The 16,774-nt window shown below is 41.1% G+C and carries 18 protein-coding genes and 2 pseudogenes; 2 read left to right on the forward strand and 18 right to left on the reverse strand.

What is annotated here, in order from left to right; genetic code table 11:
* Positions 1-291: 291 nt before the first annotated feature.
* The 12 genes and pseudogenes from AC3KZC_RS20045 to AC3KZC_RS20100 form a co-directional block, all read right to left on the reverse strand.
* On the reverse strand, positions 292-828 hold the full coding sequence (locus AC3KZC_RS20045) for a hypothetical protein (protein ID WP_490577136.1): 537 nt from the start codon (positions 826-828) through the stop codon (positions 292-294).
* A 659-nt stretch (positions 829-1,487) separates the two neighbouring features.
* On the reverse strand, positions 1,488-1,679 hold the full coding sequence (locus AC3KZC_RS20050) for a hypothetical protein (protein WP_490577137.1): 192 nt from the start codon (positions 1,677-1,679) through the stop codon (positions 1,488-1,490).
* Between the two features lie 138 nt (positions 1,680-1,817).
* On the reverse strand, positions 1,818-1,988 hold the full coding sequence (locus tag AC3KZC_RS20055) for a hypothetical protein (protein WP_490577138.1): 171 nt from the start codon (positions 1,986-1,988) through the stop codon (positions 1,818-1,820).
* A gap of 604 nt (positions 1,989-2,592) precedes the next feature.
* Positions 2,593-3,114 (reverse strand): GrpB family protein, encoded by a 522-nt coding sequence (locus AC3KZC_RS20060; RefSeq protein ID WP_490577140.1) that lies wholly within the window; start codon positions 3,112-3,114, stop codon positions 2,593-2,595.
* Between the two features lie 270 nt (positions 3,115-3,384).
* Positions 3,385-3,978: a hypothetical protein gene (locus tag AC3KZC_RS20065; protein ID WP_214552263.1), complete on the reverse strand. Its 594-nt coding sequence runs from the start codon at positions 3,976-3,978 to the stop codon at positions 3,385-3,387.
* A gap of 255 nt (positions 3,979-4,233) precedes the next feature.
* Positions 4,234-4,920 (reverse strand): annotated as a pseudogene (locus AC3KZC_RS20070) (transposase); the annotation flags it as partial.
* 268 nt (positions 4,921-5,188) lie between these two features.
* Complete coding sequence (locus tag AC3KZC_RS20075) at positions 5,189-6,163, reverse strand: transposase (protein ID WP_490577141.1); 975 nt, start codon at positions 6,161-6,163, stop codon at positions 5,189-5,191.
* A 94-nt stretch (positions 6,164-6,257) separates the two neighbouring features.
* Positions 6,258-6,524: pseudogene (locus tag AC3KZC_RS20080) on the reverse strand (transposase); the annotation flags it as partial.
* A 24-nt stretch (positions 6,525-6,548) separates the two neighbouring features.
* Positions 6,549-7,370, reverse strand: a complete 822-nt coding sequence (locus AC3KZC_RS20085; protein WP_490577142.1) for a transposase — start codon at positions 7,368-7,370, stop codon at positions 6,549-6,551.
* A 43-nt stretch (positions 7,371-7,413) separates the two neighbouring features.
* Positions 7,414-7,842: a glutathione S-transferase family protein gene (locus AC3KZC_RS20090; protein ID WP_490577143.1), complete on the reverse strand. Its 429-nt coding sequence runs from the start codon at positions 7,840-7,842 to the stop codon at positions 7,414-7,416.
* A 557-nt stretch (positions 7,843-8,399) separates the two neighbouring features.
* Complete coding sequence (locus AC3KZC_RS20095; RefSeq protein WP_490577144.1) at positions 8,400-9,035, reverse strand: HAD family hydrolase; 636 nt, start codon at positions 9,033-9,035, stop codon at positions 8,400-8,402.
* Between the two features lie 112 nt (positions 9,036-9,147).
* Entirely contained in the window at positions 9,148-9,750 is a 603-nt protein-coding gene (locus AC3KZC_RS20100; RefSeq protein WP_490577145.1) for a hypothetical protein, read from the reverse strand.
* A 245-nt stretch (positions 9,751-9,995) separates the two neighbouring features.
* Here AC3KZC_RS20100 and AC3KZC_RS20105 point away from each other — a divergent pair, with 245 nt between their 5' ends.
* A complete protein-coding gene (locus tag AC3KZC_RS20105) occupies positions 9,996-10,274 on the forward strand; it encodes a hypothetical protein (RefSeq protein ID WP_490577146.1) in 279 nt (92 codons plus the stop codon).
* Between the two features lie 453 nt (positions 10,275-10,727).
* Here AC3KZC_RS20105 and AC3KZC_RS20110 read toward each other — a convergent pair whose 3' ends face one another.
* The 3 genes from AC3KZC_RS20110 to AC3KZC_RS20120 form a co-directional block, all read right to left on the reverse strand.
* The gene (locus AC3KZC_RS20110) at positions 10,728-11,336 is read right to left on the reverse strand and encodes a glutathione S-transferase family protein (RefSeq protein WP_490577147.1); all 609 of its coding nucleotides are present in this window, start codon (positions 11,334-11,336) and stop codon (positions 10,728-10,730) included.
* 173 nt (positions 11,337-11,509) lie between these two features.
* Entirely contained in the window at positions 11,510-12,667 is a 1,158-nt protein-coding gene (locus tag AC3KZC_RS20115; protein WP_490577148.1) for an iron-containing alcohol dehydrogenase, read from the reverse strand.
* A 20-nt stretch (positions 12,668-12,687) separates the two neighbouring features.
* Positions 12,688-13,383, reverse strand: a complete 696-nt coding sequence (locus AC3KZC_RS20120; protein ID WP_490577149.1) for a type 1 glutamine amidotransferase domain-containing protein — start codon at positions 13,381-13,383, stop codon at positions 12,688-12,690.
* 131 nt (positions 13,384-13,514) lie between these two features.
* Between AC3KZC_RS20120 and AC3KZC_RS20125 the strand changes: the two genes are divergently transcribed.
* Positions 13,515-14,438 (forward strand): LysR family transcriptional regulator, encoded by a 924-nt coding sequence (locus AC3KZC_RS20125; protein ID WP_490577150.1) that lies wholly within the window; start codon positions 13,515-13,517, stop codon positions 14,436-14,438.
* Between the two features lie 72 nt (positions 14,439-14,510).
* Here the strand turns inward: AC3KZC_RS20125 and AC3KZC_RS20130 are convergent, their stop codons facing one another.
* From AC3KZC_RS20130 to AC3KZC_RS20140, 3 genes are all read right to left on the reverse strand, one after another.
* Positions 14,511-14,969: a hypothetical protein gene (locus AC3KZC_RS20130; RefSeq protein WP_490577151.1), complete on the reverse strand. Its 459-nt coding sequence runs from the start codon at positions 14,967-14,969 to the stop codon at positions 14,511-14,513.
* Positions 14,970-15,213: 244 nt separating this feature from the next.
* On the reverse strand, positions 15,214-16,029 hold the full coding sequence (locus tag AC3KZC_RS20135; RefSeq protein ID WP_490577152.1) for a spermidine synthase: 816 nt from the start codon (positions 16,027-16,029) through the stop codon (positions 15,214-15,216).
* A gap of 14 nt (positions 16,030-16,043) precedes the next feature.
* Positions 16,044-16,727 carry a pseudouridine synthase gene (locus AC3KZC_RS20140; RefSeq protein WP_490577153.1) on the reverse strand — a complete coding sequence of 228 codons (684 nt, stop codon included), beginning with the start codon at positions 16,725-16,727 and terminating at the stop codon, positions 16,044-16,046.
* Between the last annotated feature and the right edge of the window lie 47 nt (positions 16,728-16,774).

A 16,774-nucleotide genomic window follows, 5' to 3' on the forward strand; every position in this document is an offset into this window, starting at 1 on the left:
ACGTTGCTGACAATGACTATTTAGAGTAATTCAATCACACCCCAACCGATATAATACATTACTCGTTGAATAATTAATTTTTAAGGTGTGAACCTTATCTGAGTTCCTATTTTGAATCAATCGTTTAGTCTGTTTTGTATTTTTCAGATATAAAACATTTTCACCACAGAGCTCCCGAAGCACTGCGCTACAACGAGGTTTAAAAGGTTATTATCATAAGCACATAAGTTTAAAAACCTATTTATTCAATGAGATATTGATGGATATCATGTGTTTTTCGTTTGGTAAAACTTACACCAAAAGTAACAAAGCCGTACTTAAAAATATACTTGTTTCAGCTAACCTCTGAGCTAGACCAATAAAACCTTTAGGGAATCCAACGAGAAATATTAATAGGAAAGTACAAAGCAATGTAAAAGTTAATTCTATAAACCATGTTGCTCCGCTGTCCATTAATTCATTTAATTGATATGCCATCGCAGCATAACAAGCACCACCAATAATATTATGTATGGAGTTTTTCCAAGTTCCTAATAAAGGTGTTCCTGGATCGCACGGAAAAAATGCACTTAGAAGATAACTCAAGCCAATAGCACCAGATAAAAATGCAGCAGGATAATTACTGGTATAAGTAACAAAAGAAACAATTAAGCAACCCAGTCCTACGGGTAAAAATACAAAATATGAAACCTGCTTTTCATATTCAGAGCCTAACTCACCCAATTCACTTATTGAGTACCTGAAATGGCTATATGCTTTACGTTTTTTCGCATAAAACACTACACCACAAACTAAACAGATATAAATAAAAAGTAGAAGAAACGCCATACTTTCGTTTTACCTAACGAGCCTGTAGGATTACTCGTTTTTATTTGTTGCTATTAATCAGCAAACCATAACTGAGTTCCTATTTTGATTCAATTATTTAGGCTGTTTTGGGTTAATATTTTAAATCGGGGTTTTTGATGGATTTTCTTGCGGTTTCTATGGGGGGTTGCGGCTTCTTTAAGATAAATAAAATATTCGACACTAAAATATATCTCATTGATTTTAAATAGTTTGCATTAAAAAACAAGACCAAGTTTAATAGCAAAGGAAGTGAAAGATTGAATAACTACGGCTTGAGGGAATGTGATGCTACGGCTTTTTACTATCAACACCGTTTAGGTGCATAAATTGACTGAAACTTTCCGAATTATCAGGTTTTAAGGCATGGTAAAACGAGGCAGATGCCTCGTTTACTTAAATACAGATTAGAGATTGTGACTAACCGACTCCGCGATACCAACTTTGTTGATGTTGATGGGCGCATTGCCTAAGCGCACTCGGTTGACCTGCAAAGTTACTGTATTGTCGTCGGAAGTTTTGTACTGCCTCAAGCCAAACGGCGGTTTCTATTCCCAATTCGACCAGTATTTTAGGTTGAGTTTTGCTAATTGCACCGCGCTTTTTTGGGTCAATGTGCCGTCCACTCCAATCGGCGAGTTCTAGCCTGTTAGTATAAAAGAGGCCAATAACTTCAAAGGAATGGTTTGATTGTTTTGGTTACTGCCAAACGCCATCAGTTGCTTTGGTTGCTGGATATCGTGTTCGATGTTTTCTGACGTGGACTGTTTTTTGTAGTGTACGATGCGCTCTTGAATTGATGTAAAGTCGCTATCTTGCAGGTTTTTAGCCATTTTGGCTCTGATTGGGTTTAAATCGACGTACATCATGCAACTGAGTACGGCTTGTTCGTCCAGTAGCGCTTGCGATTGCTCTTAATTTAAAAGGAAGCGCCCCTCCCAAAAATTCATCTGGAATGAATTTTAATGCCGCTAGGCAGCCCGAAGGGTGAGCGCCATGGATGGCGGCGAATATAATCGGCCTGTGCAGTTATCTTCTTTATTGGCTTCTCTGGCAATGAACTCGTTAAGGTTACGCATATACCAACTGATGTCATATAAACGATTTCGCCAAACTTCGACCGTTTTATCAACGCTGTACATATAGGCTTCATCGAGCTTTTCACCTTTACGCCTGCTATCCCTAAGAAAGGGTCGACCAAAATTGTGCCGTGATACAACTGATACCAGCGCTCAATCACTTCCTCCTTTGACCAGTTTAATGCGCGACTTCTGTCCACTCTCAGCACCAAATGGTAATATTTCAGGCTCCTACCTTACACCTAACGACCAGCTTCGCTGTTGTAAAATGCTCCCGGCATTTTGCTGATTCGACATCACCGCATAGGCCGCAATATCAATGGCAAACACTTGCGATAGCCGTTTAAATCGCTCAACTAACCACACACGTCGATGTTCAAAATTTTGACCTGGGTATTTATCAAAACCCGCTAGAAATGCCCTGCGAACACAGCGACTGATGCAGTGCTTTTGTTAAATGGGAATAGAAGGGGTGGAATCTAAGTCAATTAACGAACGTCTTGCTTGCGCCCCTTTTTTGCAAAAAGTAGCCACCAAAACAGGAAGTGATTAATTAAAATTAGACCCACTATTGTGGTTTTTCAACGAGATATTTGTGGGTGTCACATATTTTTGCTCCGGAAATAATTTCTACTTCAGTGTATAGGTTGGGAGTCCAATTATCTTGTTAGGCAAATTTCCACTTCAACGCTGTAGCTTCGTGCTCTTTAATAAAGCTATCCTTATAGTCACAATACACACCAATGTCATTGTTACATATTGCTGCACCTTCTTGTTTCAGACGACCATATGCTAAAGCTACTGATGGAAAAGCAATAAGATAGTCACGAAAAGCAAGATGCCTATTCGCTCCCTCTGAGCCTGAAACAAAAGCATGAATTTGATGAGTAAGCTGCTCTCCACCTTTTTGGAAATAACGACGACCTGGAATTCCATACTCACCTTTTGCCCGGTAACCTATTGAGTTCATATGATCAGTTTTTGCATCTAAAGCATCAAGGTTCTTCACTTCGATAAGAATGTCAATAATTGGCTTGGCACACAAACCCTTTACGGAAGTACTGCCAATATGATGAATAGCAACAATATTGTCAGAGTTTAACGCTGACTGAATAACTCTCTTTTCTCGAATGAAGTCACTTACCCATTCATCTCGATATTCCACAACTTCTACTACTCTGAAGCTCATATTACCTCCATTTTCCTAACGAGACTGTAGAAAAACTCCAACAGCCAAATTTAACTAAAAAACGAGCTCCTGTAATCAATTCTAAGCGCATTTAAGGCATTAGCTAATGCATTTGGAGCCCAGAAAACAGCCTGTTTTTCTTAAAAAAGAGTAATTCTACAGCCTCAACGCCGCGTTAAGTGGTGAGTAAAAGTTGGCTAAAATGTGAAGCGAAGCGGAACCGAGCCAACTGTTACGAATCCGCCTTAAACGCTTTGTTATGTGCTTTGTTTAAAACAGATCTACTTTTTTAGATGCTGAATTAGGAATATTGTCATCAGAAAACTTTCCACATATAGATGCCATTCCGAGCTTTCTAGCGTCATTAGGTAAACCGTATCTAGCAGATACACGACTCACTGCATCATCACACCTATGCCATTCATCTTTATCGCCGAGTAAATATGCCATACGAGCGTAAAAAAGGTCATATACATAAGGGTGGTCTGGCTTTCCGTTTTTACCTACTGGCAACCCCAAAGTTAGAAGGCTCTGATTTATCTCTGTTTCTTCTATTTCTAATCTAGTTCTTGTAACACCATCTTTTTCTTGAGCGACAAAATTAAATGCGTATGCATCAATTTCATTTGCTACTACGTAATAGCCAAGTGATGTTCTTGTTGCATTAAATCCATCCCTAGTATTTTCAAAGTTGACATCACTTGGATCTGAAAGGCGAATAACTTCTCGTGCAGCTGCGATTACTTCCTCTTTATTGTGATTCTTATACTCCCTTAACTTCCACTCTTCCAGTGAAAGATCTGGACGTTGGCTCGCGCAGCCCGCTAATAATAGAATTGATGCAGCTACTAATGTTCTAACCATTTACTACTCCTTGGTTTCCTTGGTTATTATAAAATTCCTGATTGTATATCCGTGCCTTAGTACATAACGAGTCTGTAGAATTACTCGTTTTACATTTGTTGCTATTAATCAGCAAACCATAACTGAGTTCCTATTTTGATTCAATCATTTAGGCTGTTTTGAGTTAATATTTTAAATCGAGGTTTTAGGTGGGTTTTCTTGCGGTTTCAATAGGGGTTTTGCGGCTTTTTTAAGGGTAAAAAGGGTTTCCCCGGCTTAATGCATTCTATTTTGCAGTTTTTCGATATTATGAACCAAGCAATACAGTTGCCATTGCGCATTCACTTTCGTTTGACCCCGTAAGGTCAGTTTATTCATGCCTTTGTTTACCGTAATATTCCCGAACACGGGCTCGATACAGCCAAGTCGCTTACTGTATTGTCGTCGCCCCATTGGGCTGTCTATTTTGACTTTCATTTTGTCGATGTAACTGACTTTTTTGCGCGATTCATCATTTTTAAACTGCACTTGCCGCCCTGTTTTTATCGGTGCTTTTCGCATGCACTGCTGTTGCAGTGGGCAGATTTTACAGTCTTTTAAATAACCGCAGAACCGGGTGTATTGTTGGTTATGGCTGTTTACATTAATGCCGCTTCGCCACATCTCATTGCCTGCGGGGCAGCGGCAGGTTTGGGTTGCTTCATCATAGTGGAAGTCATCTGAGGTGAATAACCGTGGCTTGCCTTGACTGCGTTTTAATCGGCGTTTTTCTTGCTCTGTTTCGTAGGTTTCGCTCTCTTTAAACAGCGGGTTGCGTTTTCTAAACTGATTATCAGCTATGTAACTATCAAAGCCACTTTGCGCCATGAACTCAAGGTTCGCTTCGCTGTTAAAGCCACTATCTGCGGTAAATTTAATGGAGTGTTTGTCTATGATTTTATCGGTGTTTAATTTATCAAGCTGTCAGCAAAAAACATAGCAAAAAACATGACACTCATAAATACCTCATTGATTTTAAATAATTTATATTAAAAAACAATACAAAGTCTATTTCAAAGGGAGTAATGGATTGATTAACGACTGCTTGAAAGACATATATATTGCGCTTTTATACCAACAAAACCGCTAGTGAGTATTGAGTAAATATAAATTTATATGAAATATCCGGTTTTCAGGCATGGTAAAACTAGGCTGATGCCTTGTTTACTTAAATACAGATTAGAGATTGTGACTAGCCGACTCCGCGATACCAACTTTGTTGATGTTGATGGGCGCATTGCCTAAGCACACTCGGTTGGCCTGCGAAGTTGCTGTATTGTCGCCGGAAATTTTGTACGGTTTCAAGCCACACAGCAGTTTCTATACCCAGCTCGACTAATATTTTGGGTTGAGCTTTGCTAATTGCACCGCGCTTTTTTGGGTCTATGTGCCGTCCACTCCAATCGGCGAGTTCTAAATAATCTAATAACCTAAAGGGAATGGTTTGATTGTTTTGGTTACTGCCAAACGCCATGAGTTGCTTTGGTTGCTGGGTAGTGTGTTCGATGTTTTCTGATGTGGTCTGTTTTTTATAATGAACTATGCGTTCTTGAATAGACGTAAAGTCGCTATCTTGCAGATTATTGGCCATTTTGGCTCTGATTGGGTTTAAATCGACGTACATCATGCAACTGAGTACGGCTTGTTCATCCAGTAAAGCTTGCGACTTAAAGCGCCCCTCCCAAAATCGGCCTGTGCAGTTATCTTCTTTATTGGCTTCTCTGGCAATGAATTCGTTAAGGTTACGCATGTACCAACTGATGTCGTAAAGCCTAGCTCGCCAAACTTCGACCGTTTTATCAACGCTGTACATATAGGCTTTATCGAGCTTTTCACCTTTACGATAGCGGTCAACCAAAATTGTGCCGTGATACAACTGATACCAGCGTTCAATCACTTCATCCTTTGACCAGTTTAATGCCCTACTTCTATCGACCCTAAGCACCAAATGGTAATGATTCGACATCACCGCATAGGCCGCAATATCAATGGCAAACACTTGCGATAGCCGTTTAAATCGCTCAACTAACCACACACGTCGATGTTCAAAATTTTGACCTGAGTATTTATCAAAACCCGCTAGAAATGCCCTGCGAACACAGCGACTGATGCAGTGATAATAAGGTGTGGAGTCTAAATCAATTAACGAACGTCTTGCTTGTGCCATGAGAACCACCAAAACTCGAAGTGATTAATTAAAATTAGACCCTCTATTGTGGTTTTTCAACGAGATATTTATGGGTGTCATGTATTTTATGTACATCCTTTGACCAGTTTAATGCCCTACTTCTATCGACCCTAAGCACCAAATGGTAATGATTCGACATCACCGCATAGGCCGCAATATCAATGGCAAACACTTGCGATAGCCGTTTAAATCGCTCAACTAACCACACACGTCGATGTTCAAAATTTTGACCTGAGTATTTATCAAAACCCGCTAGAAATGCCCTGCGAACACAGCGACTGATGCAGTGATAATAAGGTGTGGAGTCTAAATCAATTAACGAACGTCTTGCTTGTGCCATGAGAACCACCAAAACTCGAAGTGATTAATTAAAATTAGACCCTCTATTGTGGTTTTTCAACGAGATATTTATGGGTGTCATGTATTTTATTTCTAAATAATCTAATAACCTAAAGGGAATGGTTTGATTGTTTTGGTTACTGCCAAACGCCATGAGTTGCTTTGGTTGCTGGGTAGTGTGTTCGATGTTTTCTGATGTGGTCTGTTTTTTATAATGAACTATGCGTTCTTGAATAGACGTAAAGTCGCTATCTTGCAGATTATTGGCCATTTTGGCTCTGATTGGGTTTAAATCGACGTACATCATGCAACTGAGTACGGCTTGTTCATCCAGTAAAGCTTGCGACTTAAAGCGCCCCTCCCAAAATCGGCCTGTGCAGTTATCTTCTTTATTGGCTTCTCTGGCAATGAATTCGTTAAGGTTACGCATGTACCAACTGATGTCGTAAAGCCTAGCTCGCCAAACTTCGACCGTTTTATCAACGCTGTACATATAGGCTTTATCGAGCTTTTCACCTTTACGATAGCGGCCAACCAAAATTGTGCCGTGATACAACTGATACCAGCGTTCAATCACTTCATCCTTTGACCAGTTTAATGCCCTACTTCTATCGACCCTAAGCACCAAATGGTAATGATTCGACATCACCGCATAGGCCGCAATATCAATGGCAAACACTTGCGATAGCCGTTTAAATCGCTCAACTAACCACACACGTCGATGTTCAAAATTTTGACCTGAGTATTTATCAAAACCCGCTAGAAATGCCCTGCGAACACAGCGACTGATGCAGTGATAATAAGGTGTGGAGTCTAAATCAATTAACGAACGTCTTGCTTGTGCCATGAGAACCACCAAAACTCGAAGTGATTAATTAAAATTAGACCCTCTATTGTGGTTTTTCAACGAGATATTTATGGGTGTCATGTATTTTATTTACCGCTTCCATATCACGTTTATTTTCTGGCTTTCGGTAATAGCCCCAAAATGTTCCCATAAACGCAGGCTGAAAAACTGTTTGCGACCAATCTAACCATCGTTCACTTAATGAGCGCTCATAAGGACAGGCAGGATACCAATTTTCATTTCCGTAACTCGCAGCTAAATACCTCAAGATAGTGTGCGATTCCCAAACAGATTTACCTCCATCAATTAAAACCGGCACTTTTTTCATTGGGTTTAATTTAATAAAGTCTTGATCATCCAACCCACCAAAACGGCCACCAAGTTCCTTATGCTCATAATTTACATTTAATTCTTCTAATAACCAAAGTACTTTTTGGACATTAAAGGACGTTGTACGACCGAAGAGTTTCACTGGACTTCCTTTTTAATATAACGCTTGCCTAACCGGCGCAAAATAGCAGGCTAAAATTAGCGACGAAGGAGCGCAAGCCTGCTGTTTTGCGTCCTTTGGTTTAGGCACTTGTTATATGCCAGTTACCAATTGTTCTGCTTAGACTTTTTATACCCTAACCACATAGTAATTGCCAATGTAAAACACCCGACTAATATTAGGATACCAGTTACATTTTTAGACTCTTGAAGGACTCTGACCTGTGAATTAAGCCAAGCTGGGAAAAATATGCTGAACGGAATATAAGAAATGATGAATAAGAGAAACCAAAAATACTGAGCTAATAAATTAAACCACCCTTGTTTCTTAACAGTTTTGAGTTTATCTGCCACGTATTTATGGAGTTTTACAGCAACTAAGCAGCACCCAAAATAAGCGGTAAATAAAATCAAAAAAATAACGATATTCAATTCATACTCTTTGGCATATAACGCCTCATTAAGCGGCGCGAAACTGTTGGCTAAACTTAGCGAGGAACGAGCGCGAGCCAACTGTTACGCGTCCGTTTAAATGACTTGTTATAAGCCAATATACGCAAATGCTTCGTTTGGTTTTTTAAAGTTTGTAATTGACTGATTATGTTTGAGTTTATCACCAACTAAAACAAAGTTAACACCAAGTTTTTTGCAGGCTTTCAAATCCCAACTTCCATCACCAAAATATGTGAATGATAAACGAGTTTCCTTAACCGCTCTTTTTTCAGCAATTTTCATAATCTCGATTCTTGAGTGATGATCATTAGCAGAAGCAATTGGAATGCCTGAAATATCAATGCCAGCAGACTCTAATTTTAAAATGGCACTTTCATACCAACCGCCAGTTGCAAGCGAAATTGTAACATTCTCTAACTCTTTTAAACTGGCGATAAATGCAGAGGCACCAACTATTTCACTAATTGGCTTCCTTGCAATTCGAGTTTGTATTTTAGATAAGAAAACACTCTTAATGCTTTCATGAGCACTTTCGGAATTCTCTATGTTCGTTTCTTTAAAAAACTGATTAAGGATTCCAGTGTCCGTTACGTGTTTATAGCGAGACCAATTGGTATCAATCTCATATCCAGTGACTTCCTTAACTGCTTCGGTAAAACACTCAGAATCAAAATCATATGATTCGATAAGTGTTCCATCAATATCAAACATTACGTGATTCACAGTGCAGATTCCTTTGGCTTATAACGCCTCATTAAGAGGCTAAAAATAGTTGGTTAAAATAAGCGACGAAGGAGCAAAAACCAACTGTTTTTTGTCCTGCTTTAATGACTTGTTATGATTCAATTTCTACCGAACCTAAGGAATAAACTCCAGGTTGTCCAAAAAGTTTACCGCCTTTTTCCAAATCCGAATATGCACCATTTAGAATTGGCCGTTTAAAGAGTTTAGCCTTAACCATTTTATTTCGAACATGTCTATGAAGTTTACCAGACAGGCTTTTAAACTCCGCCCAATTAACTCCCATGATATCGTCGTCTGAGTAATTTGCTCTTTGAAGTGCTCCTTTCTCATTCCAATGAGAGAAACAACTTAAGTTTAATGAGTTATCAGCTAAATCATGGGGTCTACCTTGGAGAAGTTGAAATACACCAGCACCGTTAAAATCATATTTAAAATTACCAATGGATGGATTTAAGTTAATTCTTCTTGGTTTTGGTTTGACAGTGACAGACTCCCAAAAACCTCTGACAAAAACACCATAATGATTTTCTTGAAGATTAAGGTAGTCAGAAAGTTCTTTGCTTGATTTGAACTCCATTATTTCTTGATCCACTCTAGAATTCGCTTCAAAAAGCCTCATAGGAGATAAATCAAACATATAATCAATTACATCAAACATATCTTGTCTATTTGCGTAAAAGTCTAATTGAGCCACCGAGCCCTCTTTGAATCATAACAATTTAATATCGAGCGATTGGGTCGTTTTTCTACCGTGAACCGTCTCGAGTTTCTACTTCCGGAATTTTTATCATATTGGATAACATATTGCTACAAAAAGCCTTCTTCCTCATAAGGCTAAAATTACTTTGGAGTGAAAACGACCCAGTGGCTCGTTTTCTTGACTATACGAGAAACCCATCAACACTGTATATATATATACATGCATTAAGGAAGGTATCTATGAAAACGCACTCACCGTTTCTAAACTCCATTTATGATTTTAAGCACAATCACGGGGTCAAAGCACAATCACGGGGTCAGGTCTTGCATTGTGCTACCCTAGACTTAAAAGAAGAATCAATGGGGTCGCGCCTTGCTTTTTGGCTAAATAATTTAATTTATCTTAAAGAAAAACCTGCCGAGCTGCGCTCGACTTCGCAAGCAGGCTTGCACCTACGCAAATATCAAAGCTCACGCCGATGCAAACAATTCCCCCTTAAATCAAACCTGAAAAAATAGATTTGATGAATAATGCGCGACAGGAAGTCGAGCAAGCCATGCTAAGGCATGGATGCCGCTTCATGGCGTTTATGGTTCACATCAAAAGTATTTTTGAAGAGTCGTTTGCCTATTTTTTGAAAATCTGGGGCGCCGAGGGTTCCAAGGGGAGACCGGCGATAGCCTCCCCTTGGCTGCCCATGCCCGCGCGACAACAATGCTAATTTGATAAGCGGTTTTTCAATTTAAAAGCTGTTGTTGCTGTGAAAACGAGTAATGCTGTTAAATAGCTGTCGGGCTAAAACCCGACCTACCATTCGCCAACAACCTAGCCCTAAAAAGCTCGGTGTAGCGCAGCGCCTCGGTGTGCTCTGTGGTGAAAAATCACAATGCAACAAATGTCGGGCAAAGCCCGACCCACAAAAACGGCCGAGCTTCGCTCGCCTTCGCAAGCAGGCTTGCACCTACAAAAAGTTAGCCTATTTGGGCGGCGGTTTGGTAGGCTGGGCGCTGCTGCATGGTTTTTAGGTATGCGAGTGTGTGCGGGTAGTCGGCTAATAAACCTAAGTTGGCGGCAAACTCGAGCATTACGGCCATCATGACGTCGGCGGCGGTAAAGTTATCACCAGCAAAATAAGGGCGAGAGGTGAGTGTTGCTTCGATATAGCTAAAATCAACCTGCTTTTCTTTGTCGATATAGCCATCTAGGGGTTGCGTGCCGGTGCGTGATTCCATCGTCAGTAATAAGCTGGTGATCACGGGCAATGCCAGCGAACCTTCGGCAAAATGTGACCATTCTAAATAACGATAATAATCGGCGCTACCGCGTGCTGGACGAAGGGCTGAGTCGCCCGCTTGATCAAGAATATACTCAAGCACTGCGCCCGATTCGCACAAGGTGATGTCGCCATCAACAATCACAGGGGCTTTGCCTAATGGGTGAATGGCTTTTAAGCTCGCTGGCGCTAGGCGCGAATTGGCATCACGCTGATGATCAATGCGTTGATAAGCGATGCCAAGCTCTTCGAGTAACCACAAAACCCGTTTTGAACGGGATTGATTTAAATGATGAACGGTTAACATATTTGTTTCCTATAAAATAAAAAACTCGTACCGATTAAATTAAAAAAGTGTTGGGTGCAAAATTAAAATCACTCAATTTTAGAGTGCAAACAGGACCTGATGCCCGTAACCATTGACTGTGTTTTGTAGCCGTTACCTTTGAGGTCATTTTGCTTTCCTTACAAGGCAGCGATTTACAGCGCTGCCACTAAAATTTCACGGCTTACATCAAGCGTTACCGCACCTTTTTCACCTAACTTCACCATGCCATGCGCAGCAAGTTGATTCACTAAACCATCAATCGCATCGTCTGCAAGTTCAACATGCGACAAACGCGTTGGCACTTGCATGGTGGTAAAGAAGTCTTCAGTTAAGGCTATGGCATGGGCAATACGCGATGCGTCATCACCATCGTTCAGTTGCCAAATGCGCGATGCATATTGTAATAATTTTTCACGTTTTGCATCGCTGCATACTTTCATAACCGCAGGCAATACAATTGATAACGTACGTGCGTGGTCAATGCCATAAGACGCCGTTAATTCGTGGCCAATCATGTGCGTGGTCCAATCTTGTGGAACACCAGCACCAATTAAACCATTTAATGCCATGGTGGCTGCCCACATAATGTTGCCACGTACCGCTAAATCGTGTTTGGTTTCATCTGCAAGGGCTTTGGGGCCTTCTTCAATTAAGGTCAGTAATAAGCCTTCGGCAAAGCGGTCTTGCACTTTGCCATTAACGTCATAAGTCAGGTATTGCTCCATAATATGAGCGAAGGCATCGACTACGCCATTACTAATTTGGCGATCGGAGAGCGATAACGTTACCGCAGGATCTAATACTGCAAACACTGGGCGCACCAACGGGCTCATAAACGGAAGCTTGTCGCCATTGCGAGTGATCACGGCGGCAATGTTACTTTCAGAACCAGTGGCTGGTAACGTCAGTACACAACCAATTGGTAACGCTGCGCTAATAGGCTGTTGCTTTGCAACCAGATCCCACGGATCGTCGCCTTCATAAAGTGCTGCAGCGGCAATAAATTTAGTGCCATCAACCACAGAACCACCGCCTACAGCCAATAAATAGTCAATGTTATGTTCACGAATTAGTGCTTGAGATTTCATTAACGTATCGTAACTTGGGTTGGGCTCAATGCCTGAAAACTCAAACCAGGTATGATCTTTAAGTGCGGTTGCTACTTGGTCGTACACGCCATTGCTTTTAATTGAACCGCCACCGTAGGTCACTAAAATGCGTGCCGACTTAGGAATGGCATCGGTAATGGCTGCTATTTGACCTTCGCCAAAATGAATATGAGTACTGTTTTCAAAGCTAAAATTAAACATTTTTTATTCCTAATTAATTGTTAAGCCATTGCTGTTAATAGTTTTTCGGCGGTTAATTCTGAACTAGCAGGGTTTTGACCGCTGATCAGCAATCCATCTTGTACGGAGAAAGCATGCCAATCGGCCACTTTTTGATAATCTGCGCCCCGTTTTTTTAGCTCATCTTCAAGTAAAAACGGCACTACGTCGGTCAATTGCACGGCTTCTTCTTCGGTATTACTAAAACCGGTTACTGCTTTGCCTTTTACGACAAAGTTACCTGTGGCAGTTTTAATGTTTAGTAAGGCAGCGGTTGCATGGCATACCGCAGCCACTGGTTTATTGGCGGCTAAAAAGGCTTCAAGCAGAGCGATAGATGCGGCGTTATCGGTTAAATCCCAAAGTGGGCCATGGCCGCCTGGGTAAAATACACCGTCGTAATCGGCTGCGTTTAAATCGGCCAGTACTAAGGTATTGGCTAATTGGTTTTTTGCCGCGTCGTCGTTATCGAAACGTTGTGTTGCGGCAGTTTGAAAATCAGCTAATTCACTTTTTGGATCTATGGGCGGTTGGCCGCCTAGCGGTGAGGCAAGCGTGACCTTCACGCCCGCATCAATAAAGGCATAATAAGGTGCGGCAAATTCTTCAACCCAAAAACCGGTTTTTTCATCAAGGTTGCCTAATTTATCGTGAGAAGTGAGAACCATTAATACATGTTTGCTTGCTACATTATTCATTGTGACGCCTCGTTATTGGGTTTGACGATTAACTGACCTTTAATCAGTGAAACCAGTGTAGGCCTACTAGCTAAATCTAACAATATGGATAAAATGAACTTCACTGTTAGAATTATTGATACAATAACGCAATGAATGTGTCATTTGAACAACTCAAAAGCATGGTGGTGTTTGCCCAAGTGGTTGAACAAGGCAACTTAACCGCAGCAGCAAAACACATAGGTTTATCGCGCGCGGTGGTGAGTTATCATCTTAAAAAGCTCGAATCACAATTGGGGGTAAAATTACTTAATCGCTCAACACGATCACTCTCTTTGACTCAAGCAGGCAATGAGTATTATCAGTCGTGTCGCATTATTGCCGAGCAAGCCGCCCTTGCTAATCAGCAAATAGAAAACCTAAAACACGAACCCGAAGGCCTATTAAAAATAACCTGCCCAGTTAATGCGGGTTTGCAAATGATTGTGCCCGCGCTGAATGAATTTCGCCGCCTTTATCCTAAAATTGAGCTTGATGTAATGCTGACCGATGAGGTAGTTAACATTATGCAAGAGGGGATTGATTTGGCCATTCGGGGCGCACCTTTGGTTGATTCAAACTTACAAGCGAGCAAACTTTCAACCCTTGCCACGTGTTTGTGCGGCTCACCCGATTACTTTAAAAAGCATGGTCGCCCCACCACCCCGACCGAGCTTGAACAACACGATTGGGTAATTTACAAACTCACCTCAGGGGCAATTAAGCTCAGTAAAGGCAGCCGTTCTTACAGCGTGGCGGTTAAAGGCAGTATCAGCACCAATAACGCCGCCGCACGTACCGCCTTTATTGAAGGTGGACACGGTTTAGGGCGCATTCCGGTGTACGATGCTTGGCCTAAAATTCAAGCAGGCACCCTTGAAACTATCTTAGATGACTATCAACTGAGTAATATTGATATTTATGGCGTGTTTCCGCCCGGCAGTGCCAGCTCAAAAAAGCTCAGGCTGCTAATTGATTATTTAAAAGACTATTTTATTCGCATCGACCGCCAAGCGTTACATGCTCAGCGAGGGTAAAAAGAGCTGTAAAGAAAACTGAATCTCTTTTTAACATGACTAACCAGCGTATTACGGCAGCCCAATAACTGATTATGAAACTTGGACTGGGTGTTTGGCACGCTCAGCACTTTGTTCGTATTTGTATTCAAGCAAAGCAATATAACGGTCAACAAGTAGTAATGCCTCACGAAATCCATCTTCTTTGGTCAATTGCGTTAAATGATGTAAAGACAGCCAATGGCTTAAAAAACTAAAAGGGGTTTGAAAACCAATCTGATTAATTTTAGGGTATTTAACCAACAGCTCATTCCAGTGGTACATTGGCGAAATAACTAAGTTGCTTTCACCAATATCGAGCAACGTGCACTGCACTTGTTTACATAAGTCATAAATAAGTTCTTTACGCTTTTTTACGTCAATCAACTGATTTGTACCTAAAGTTGTGCAATGATTGTCGAGAAATTTATCTAAATCGCAATCCACATAACTAAACAACTCTTTTTGATAAGGCTGCCACACATCTAAAAATTGCTGAAGGCATGTATCCATATTCAATCCCTTGTAAGATTTACGCTTGATATTACGGTTAATAAAACGAATGCTGGCGCTAGCATACAAGCCAAATAAGGATAAAAAATGGAAGTGACCGAGTTTAACCATCCTGTTTTACAGGAAGGTTCGTCATCTCACCCTCAGCCAAAAGGATTATGCTAGCAGTGAGATAATAAACGTTTAAAAAGTGTAAATGGTCCGATCTGTACCCAAAATGACATTTATTTCGTTATAAACCTGTTTAAAGCGTAATAAGGCGAGAAATAAACGGTTCAAAATCAATTGCCAAGACCTTATTATTAAAAGGCAAGGCTGAACGCAAAGCTGCGCGAGTGGGCAATAAATCTTGCGATGCAAACACCACAATATTTCGATAATCTGCAAAATCAACCAACATCACTGATGCAAAATACGTACGTAGGCTAGTTAAAATCTCAATGAGTTGCGCCTCATTTTCAACCATTATATTCATCACCACACAGCCTTGTGGAGCAAGTGTTTTTGCAAGATTTTGATAAAACGACCCTTGATAAATACATTCGCTTGGGTGTTTATCAGTAAATAAATCACACAAAATAACATCAAATTGCGGCCCTGTTTGTGCCAAATATTGCTGCGCTGCAGTGATTTCGACAGGGGTATTGTCTGCAATAGCAAAATAGCGTTTGCCAAGTGCCACAACGGTAGCATTAGCCTCAACCGATGTACAACTTACGTAAGGTACTGCTTTAAACGCACGCTCAAACGAACCAGTACCCATGCCTAAATTTAAAACCGATGTGACCGAAGGTTTCCAAAGTAAAAATAACAACATAGCTTGGCAATAAGGTAAATAAAGCTGATGGGGATGGTGTAAGTCAATCACCCCTTGCACCGCAGACCCCGAGGATTTCGGCGCGTCAATTGGCGTCATAGATAGCCAGCGGTAGTGGTGCTGCTGCCTCACGTCAAGCACCGTATCGTGAACCGTTTCACAAAAAATCGACTCGCTGGGCAAATTAAAGTCTAAGGTGCTTGAGTTGATACTTAAATTGGTGGTTAAGTCGGGCTTTAACATAGCCTGTTACCTTATCAAAAGGGGCATGGGCACACGCCTTCAACAAGCTGCAAGGTAGCAGGATGCCTAAAGGTGAGCGACGTTGCATGCAACATCAAACGTGACGCTTGGGCTAAACTGTGCGCTGTGCCATACAGATCGCAGCCTAAAATCGGGTGGCCAATGGCTTGGCTATGAATGCGCAATTGGTGGGTGCGCCCCGTCACCGGAAAATAAGTCACCTTTGTGCTATCGGTGTGTTTGCAATAGCTATGCACTTCATAATCACTTTGCGCGTGTTTACCGCTTTGCAAACACACCGCATGGCGCGGAAATTCAGCTTTAGCAATCGGTAAATTAATTGAGCCACTTAGCGGTGTTAACTGCCCAGCTAAAATCGCGGTATAGGTTTTTTGAATGGCTCGTTGTTGAAACTGACTCATCAACGCCGCATTAATCGTTTTATTTAACGCCACCAACATAATGCCCGAAGTGCCAAAATCAAGGCGGTGCAACAAAGTGGCCGCTGGAAAATCTTGGCATAAACGATAATGTACCGAGTCTAAATTCGCCGGATTTTTACCCGACAAACTCAATAAACCACTTGGTTTGTTGATGAGTAAAATCGCCTCATCTTGATATAAAATCTCAATGGCTTGCTCGCACTTAGGCGCAATAAATGAGTCAGGTAAAGGCTGCAAAAAAACGTACTCGTACATAAAAGTCAGTCGCTAGTCTAACTGCTTGAGAGGTAACTACAAGTAAT

Source organism: Pseudoalteromonas sp. J2K-J031, assembly GCF_058197095.2.

Coding starts and splice junctions, on each gene's coding strand:
- AC3KZC_RS20045 (WP_490577136.1), bottom strand. CDS start 828: ATGGCGTTTCTTCTACTTTTTATTTATATCTGTTTAGTTTGTGGTGTA.
- AC3KZC_RS20050 (WP_490577137.1), bottom strand. CDS start 1,679: ATGGCTAAAAACCTGCAAGATAGCGACTTTACATCAATTCAAGAGCGC.
- AC3KZC_RS20055 (WP_490577138.1), bottom strand. CDS start 1,988: ATGTACAGCGTTGATAAAACGGTCGAAGTTTGGCGAAATCGTTTATAT.
- AC3KZC_RS20060 (WP_490577140.1), bottom strand. CDS start 3,114: ATGAGCTTCAGAGTAGTAGAAGTTGTGGAATATCGAGATGAATGGGTA.
- AC3KZC_RS20065 (WP_214552263.1), bottom strand. CDS start 3,978: ATGGTTAGAACATTAGTAGCTGCATCAATTCTATTATTAGCGGGCTGC.
- AC3KZC_RS20075 (WP_490577141.1), bottom strand. CDS start 6,163: ATGGCACAAGCAAGACGTTCGTTAATTGATTTAGACTCCACACCTTAT.
- AC3KZC_RS20085 (WP_490577142.1), bottom strand. CDS start 7,370: ATGGCACAAGCAAGACGTTCGTTAATTGATTTAGACTCCACACCTTAT.
- AC3KZC_RS20105 (WP_490577146.1), top strand. CDS start 9,996: ATGAAAACGCACTCACCGTTTCTAAACTCCATTTATGATTTTAAGCAC.
- AC3KZC_RS20110 (WP_490577147.1), bottom strand. CDS start 11,336: ATGTTAACCGTTCATCATTTAAATCAATCCCGTTCAAAACGGGTTTTG.
- AC3KZC_RS20115 (WP_490577148.1), bottom strand. CDS start 12,667: ATGTTTAATTTTAGCTTTGAAAACAGTACTCATATTCATTTTGGCGAA.
- AC3KZC_RS20120 (WP_490577149.1), bottom strand. CDS start 13,383: ATGAATAATGTAGCAAGCAAACATGTATTAATGGTTCTCACTTCTCAC.
- AC3KZC_RS20125 (WP_490577150.1), top strand. CDS start 13,515: ATGAATGTGTCATTTGAACAACTCAAAAGCATGGTGGTGTTTGCCCAA.
- AC3KZC_RS20130 (WP_490577151.1), bottom strand. CDS start 14,969: ATGGATACATGCCTTCAGCAATTTTTAGATGTGTGGCAGCCTTATCAA.
- AC3KZC_RS20135 (WP_490577152.1), bottom strand. CDS start 16,029: ATGTTAAAGCCCGACTTAACCACCAATTTAAGTATCAACTCAAGCACC.
- AC3KZC_RS20140 (WP_490577153.1), bottom strand. CDS start 16,727: ATGTACGAGTACGTTTTTTTGCAGCCTTTACCTGACTCATTTATTGCG.